Origin of the sequence: Novosphingobium pokkalii (assembly GCF_014652855.1) — a bacterium.
Taxonomy (GTDB): Bacteria; Pseudomonadota; Alphaproteobacteria; order Sphingomonadales; family Sphingomonadaceae; genus Novosphingobium; species Novosphingobium pokkalii.
Window position 1 is genome coordinate 141,622 of the sequence record NZ_BMZP01000006.1, and the last position, 6,158, is coordinate 147,779.

Below are 6,158 nucleotides of genomic sequence, written 5' to 3' on the forward strand. Positions count from 1 at the left end.
TGCAGCACGGCATGAGCCGCACCTTTGGTCCACACGGTTTATCGACAAGGTTATCGCTTCATGTTCGCTGGCATCGGCATCGTCGTCCTGCTCGCCATGGTCTTTGGCGGCTTCATTATCACCGGCGGCGCCATCGGCCCGGTCGCCGAGGCGATCCCCCATGAAATGCTCATCATCGGCGGCGCCGCGCTGGGCGCCACGATCACCGGCAACTCGATGCACGAGTTGAAAGGCATCGGCGCGGGCCTGGGCAAAGTGTTCAAGGGGCCAAAGCACAACAAGCAGGACCACGTCGACGCCATCGTGCTCTGTGCCAAGCTGATGAAGATCCTGCGCAGCGATGGCCCGGTGGCGCTGGAAAGCCATGTGGCCGATCCCAAGAGCTCGGCGCTGTTTGCCGAATATCCGCGCATCCTGGCGCATGGCGCGCTGGTCTCGCTGATCTGCGATACGCTGACCCTGATCGTGGTGTCGTCGGGCACGCTGGAAGTCCACGCCGTGGAAGACGTGATGGACCACGCGATGAAGACCCATTTCCACGAGGAAGAGGAAGCGCAGCACGCGCTCCAGGGCCTGGCCGACGCCCTGCCCGCGCTGGGCATCGTTGCGGCCGTGCTGGGCGTGGTCAAGACCATGGGCTCGATCGACAAGCCCCCCACGGTGCTCGGCGCGATGATCGGTTCGGCCCTGGTCGGTACGTTCATGGGGGTACTGCTCGCCTATGGCATCGTCGCGCCGCTGGCTGGTCGGCTCAAGCAGGTGCTCGACCAGGACGCGATGATCTATCAGGCGGTCAAGCAGGTGATCGTGTCATCGCTGCATGGCTGGCCGCAGCCGCTGGTGGTGGAAAGCGCCCGCTCCGGCCTGGGCCATGCGTTCCGCCCCGGTCTTTCGGAACTGCTCGACGCGCTGCGCGGCCGCTAAGGGGATCCTGCCATGGCCAAGCCGCCAAAGGGCAAGGAAGCGCCCAAGCCGATCATCGTCAAGAAGATCACCGTGGTCGCCGGCGGCCACCACGGCGGCGCCTGGAAAGTGGCCTATGCCGATTTCGTGACCGCGATGATGGCCTTCTTCCTGCTGATGTGGCTCTTGGGCGCCACCACCGAAAAGCAGCGCAAGGGCATTGCGGACTACTTTACCCCCACGCTGGTCAAGACGCGCAAGGGCAGCGCCGGGTCCAACGGGCTGCTGGGCGGATCGTCGCTGACCGATGCCGACAACTATCCCCACCGTGCCGGGCAGACCGGCACGCGCACGATGACCATCCCGCGCGATGCCACTGGCGGGCCGAAGGACGGCGGATCGAAAGTGAAGCGCACAGCCGTGATGCAGGAGCGCCTGAAGGAAAAGCTGGAAGCAAACGAGAAGCTGCGCAAACTGGCCAAGCAGGTCCACATGACGATGACCCCTGAGGGCATCCGCATCGACATGCTCGACGATGCCGACTTCTCGATGTTCCGCCTCGGCACCACGATCCTCACCCCCGACGCGCTGGAACTGGTGCGTGCGATCGGCCAGGCCATCGCGCCCGATCCGGGCGGCGTCACGGTGCGCGGCCACACCGACGCGCTGCAATGGAAACCGGGCGACCCGGCCAACAACTGGTCGCTTTCCGCCGGCCGCGCCGAAGCCACGCGCCTGGCCCTGATGCGCAACGGCGTGGGCGAAAAACGCTTCCAGCGCATCGAGGGTGTGGCCGATCGCGAACCGCTGGTGCCCGACAACCCCAACGACCCGCGCAACCGCCGCATGTCGATCCTGCTGCTGGATTGAGCCGGTCGGGATCGCGACCATAGCCCTTCCCCGTTCGGCCTGAGCTTGTCGAAAGGCGCGGGCGCGGTGCTCTCGGACGGGGGGCTTCGACAAGCTCAGCCCGAACGGATTTCACCAGATTTTCTGCAATTTCCGTTCGCCCTGAGCCTGTCGAAGGGCGCCGACGCGGTGCTCTCGGGCCAAGGGCTTCAACAGGCTCAGCCCGAACGGAATTCACCGGATTTTCTACAACTTCCGTTCGCCCTGAGCTTGTCGAAGGGCCTGTCCTGAGCCTGCCTACCCCTTGCGCGCGCCCGGTTTGGGCGCCAGCCAGATCAGGCAGGCCGCGACGAAGAAGATCACGGTGCACAGCAGGAACACCTGGCGGGTGGCCAGTGTCACCGCTTCGGTCTGGACCAACTGGCTCAGCGCCAGGCGCGCCTGCGCCACCGGCAGGCCCGTGTTCACGGGCGGATGGACCAGGCCAACCAGTTCCGCGCGGTTCAGCTTGGTCTGGTGTTCCCACAGCGTGGTGGACATCGAGGTGGCAAAGGCGCCGGCCATCGTGCGCATGAAGTTCTGGATGCCGGCGCCCGATGCGGTCTGGTCGGGCCGGACCGAGGCCATGGCCAGCGCGGTGGAGCCGACGAAGAAGAACGGCATGCCCAGCCCCTGGATCATCTGCGGAAAGGCGATGGTCCAATAGCCCATGTCGGTCACCCACACGGTGCGCAGCGCGGCGACCATGCCCAGCCACAGCACACCGAAGCTGATCAGCGCGCGGGTATCGACCTTGCCGACCAGCCGCGCGACGATGGGCGAGAACACCACCGCCAGTACGCCCACCCAGCCCATGGCCAGGCCCGCCCAGGTGGCGGTGTAGTTCAGGTTGGTCTGGAGGAACAACGGGATCAGCACGATGAACGTGAAGAACGCGCCATAGGCCACGCTCTGCGTCACCACCGCCACGGTAAAGCCGCGGTTGCGGAACACCGACAGGTCGATGATCGGGTGCTTCTCGGTCAGCTCCCAGATCAGGAAGGCGATGAAGCCGACGACTGCCGTCACGGCCAGGATGACGATGAAGCTGCTGGAAAACCAGTCTTCCTCGCGCCCCTTGTCGAGCATGATCTGCAACGCCCCGACCCACAGCACCATCAGCGCCAGGCCGACGAAATCGATCGGCGATTTCTGCGTTGGCGTTTCAAACCGGCGAACCAGCCGCCACGCGATTACCAGGCAGAACGCAGCGAGCGGGATATTGATGAAGAACAGCCAGTGCCACGACCAGTTGTCGGAAATGAAACCGCCGCAGATCGGCCCGGCAATCGGCGCCACCACCGTGGTCATCGCCCACAGGCCCAGCGCCGCCCCGCCCTTGTCACGCGGAAAGATGCGCATCAGCAGCGTCTGCGTCATCGGCATGATCGGCCCGCCGCACAGCCCCTGGCACACCCGAAACGCGATCAGCGCCGCCAGGCTGCCGGAAATGCCACACAGCATCGAAAACACCGCAAAGCCCATCAACGCGGTGAGGAACACGCGCACGGCACCAAAGGTGCGCGCCAGCCAGCCGGTCAAGGGCACGCAGATCGCCTCGGCCACGGCATAGGACGTGAGCACCCAGGTGCCCTGCGTGGGCGAGACGGCAAGGCTGCCGGAAATATGCGGGACGGAGACGTTGGCGATCGTGATGTCGAGCACCACGACGAAGTTCGACAGCGCCAGGGCAAAGCCGCCCAGCGCCAGCCGCGCCCCTTTCAGCGGCGGTGGCCCATCCCCGCCAAAGGCCATCGGAGGACCGCCCGCCATGTCAGTTGGCGCCCTTCTGCGCGCGGTCGCTGTCAGGCCGGGTATCGATCGTGGCCGTCATCGACAGGCCGATGCGCAGCGGATGGGCGCCCAGCTCGTGCGGGTCGAGCGCCACGCGCACCGGCAGGCGCTGCACCACCTTGATCCAGTTGCCAGTGGCATTCTGCGCCGGAATCACCGCCAGCGACGATCCCGTGCCGCCCGAAAAGCCCACGACGCGGCCATGGTAGACCACGTCATCGCCGTAAAGATCAGACGTGAGCGTCACCGGCTGGCCCGGGCGCACATGGGCAAGCTGGCTCTCCTTGAAATTGGCATCCACGTGGGCCTGGCCGATCGGCACGATGGTCATCACCGGGGTGCCCACGGCTACGCTTTGCCCCACCTGCACGTTGCGCTGGGTGACAACGCCGCTGACCGGGGCGCGGATCACGGTGCGCTCCAGGTCGATCCGTGCCTTGTCCAGCCGGGCCTTGGCCGCCAGCACTTGCGGATTGGTTTCGGGCGTGGTGCCGTTGACCAGCGCGGCGTTGGCCGCCTGCTGCCCATTGGCGGTGCCACGCGCCGCCTGCGCCGCAGCGAGCGAGGCGCGCGCGGCGGCAAGCTGGCCTTGGGCCGAAGCATAGGCATTGCGTGCCGTGGTCAGTTCCTCGCCCGAAACCGCGCCATCGCCGACCAGTGACTGCCGCCGCTTGAGATCGATCTCGGCCCGTTGCAGATCGGCCGTGGCCACCTGCACTTGCGCGGTCATGCGGGCGATGTCGGCCTGGCGCTCGCCCACCTGGGCAGACAGCGCAGTGCCGGTGGCCACCGTTTGGCGCACCTTGCGCAGCGCATCGGCATAATCCGCCTCGGCCGCCGCGAGCGCGATCTTGGCATCGGTCGGATCGAGTTCGACCAGGATATCGCCCTTGCGCACCACCTGGGTGTCGTTGACCGCCACGCGCAACACCGGGCCGGCGACCAGCGGCGTCACTTGCGCCACTTCGGCCGCGACATAGGCGTTGTCGGTATCGACATAGCGACCGCCTTCGATCCATTCATAGATCCCAAAGCCGGCCGCCACCAGGGCAAGCGCGCCGCCGAACAGCAGGAAGGCCTGCTTGCGCTTGGCCTTGCGCGCGTCATCCTGGGCGTTTTCGGCGGAAGGAGAAACTTCGGCGGGCGTGGCGCCGGAAATCTTGGAGTCGATATCAGCCATGGGCGGGGTGTCTCGGCATCAGGGAAAGGACAGGGAACAGGGGAAAGCGCAGGGCGACGCGAATAAGGCGAGGCGATCAGCCGGCGCGGAAGCCGCCACCCAGCGCCCGCACCAGGGCGACATGGGCAGACAGGCTGCGCGCCTCCAGATCGGCCAGCAGGCGGCGATTGGCGAGCAGCGCATCCTGCGCGGACAGCACCGACAGATAGGTGGACAGGCCGGCCTCGTACCGGCGGCGGGCAATGCGATAGGCATCGTCCGATGCTGCCACCGCCGCGCGCAATTGCGCGGTCTGCGCATCGACCGACTGCCGCGTGGCGGCGGCATCGGCCACGTCGCGCAGCGCCTTGAGCAGGGTGTCGTCATAACTCGCCACCGCCTCGTCATAACCGGCGCGGGCCTGGCGATAGTTGCCGGTGATGCGCCCGCCGGAAAACAGCGGCAGCGTGATCGCCGGGCCGACCGATCCCACATCGGAACCGCTGGCGGTCAGGTTGCCCAGACCCAGCGCCTGAACCCCGATCATGCCCATCAGGTTGACGTTGGGATAGAACGCCGCGCGGGCCACGCGCACGCGGGCGGCAGCCGCTTCGGCCCTGGCGCGCGCGGCGGCGATATCAGCGCGGCGGCCGACCAGGTCCAGCGCCAGGTTCGCGGGCAGGCCCTGCGGCGTCAGCGCCGCCAGGCGCGGCAGCGCGATGGCATCGCCGCGCGCCGGTGGTGCCCCGATCAGCACCGCCAGCGCATGGCGCGCCAGGGCAATGGCTTCGTCTGCCGCGACCAGATCGGCACGCGCCACGGGAATGGCCGCTTCGGCCTGGCGTTGCTCGGCCCGGGTATCCAGGCCATTGAGCACCCGCTGGCGCACCAGTTGCGCCGTATCCTGGCGTAGTTGCAGGGCCTGCGCGCGCACGTCACGCGCGGCGGCAGCGCGAGCCAGCGTGGCATAGGCATCGGCCACGCCGGTGGCGATGGCGAGACGCGCGGCCTGCGCCTCGAACCCGGCGGCCTGCGCTTCGGACGTCGCGGCACGCAGGGCGGCCCGGTTCTTGCCGAAGAAATCCAGCTCGTAGCTCACGCTGAGCGAGGCACCGCCGGTGTCGTTCCAACCCTTGGGCACGAACGCGGCGGGGATGCCGTTGTTGTAGCTCTGCTTGGCTTCGCTGGCGCTGCCACTGGCCGAAATGGTGGGCAGGAGCGCCGCACCACTGGCCTGGGCCAGGCCTCGCGCCGCGCGGAGCCGCGCATCGGCCTCCGCCAAGCTGGGCGCACCCGCGATGCCTTCGGCGATCAGTGCGGAAAGCTGCGGATCATGCAGCGACTGCCACCATTCGGGAGAGGGCCAATCGGCCGGAGCCGCATCGGCCATGGATCCAAGATCGCCAGCGGCCGC

At 67.4% G+C, this 6,158-nt stretch carries 6 protein-coding genes; 3 read left to right on the forward strand and 3 right to left on the reverse strand.

What is annotated here, in order from left to right; genetic code table 11:
- Window positions 1-60: 60 nt before the first annotated feature.
- From motA to IE191_RS08355, 3 genes are read left to right on the forward strand one after another with little or no spacing between them, the layout of a single operon-like run.
- Entirely contained in the window at window positions 61-924 is an 864-nt protein-coding gene (motA, locus tag IE191_RS08345) for a flagellar motor stator protein MotA (protein ID WP_191323912.1), read from the forward strand.
- 12 nt (window positions 925-936) lie between these two features.
- A complete protein-coding gene (locus tag IE191_RS08350; RefSeq protein ID WP_191323913.1) occupies window positions 937-1,773 on the forward strand; it encodes a flagellar motor protein MotB in 837 nt (278 codons plus the stop codon).
- Between the two features lie 45 nt (window positions 1,774-1,818).
- Complete coding sequence (locus tag IE191_RS08355) at window positions 1,819-2,043, forward strand: hypothetical protein (RefSeq protein WP_191323914.1); 225 nt, start codon at window positions 1,819-1,821, stop codon at window positions 2,041-2,043.
- Between the two features lie 6 nt (window positions 2,044-2,049).
- On the opposite strand, the gene IE191_RS08360 is transcribed toward IE191_RS08355, so the two are convergent.
- From IE191_RS08360 to IE191_RS08370, 3 genes are all read right to left on the reverse strand, one after another.
- Window positions 2,050-3,564 carry a DHA2 family efflux MFS transporter permease subunit gene (locus IE191_RS08360; protein ID WP_191323915.1) on the reverse strand — a complete coding sequence of 505 codons (1,515 nt, stop codon included), beginning with the start codon at window positions 3,562-3,564 and terminating at the stop codon, window positions 2,050-2,052.
- A 1-nt stretch (window position 3,565) separates the two neighbouring features.
- On the reverse strand, window positions 3,566-4,765 hold the full coding sequence (locus IE191_RS08365; protein WP_191323916.1) for an HlyD family secretion protein: 1,200 nt from the start codon (window positions 4,763-4,765) through the stop codon (window positions 3,566-3,568).
- 76 nt (window positions 4,766-4,841) lie between these two features.
- The coding region (locus tag IE191_RS08370) for an efflux transporter outer membrane subunit (protein WP_191323917.1) at window positions 4,842-6,158 on the reverse strand (1,317 nt) is incomplete at its 5' end.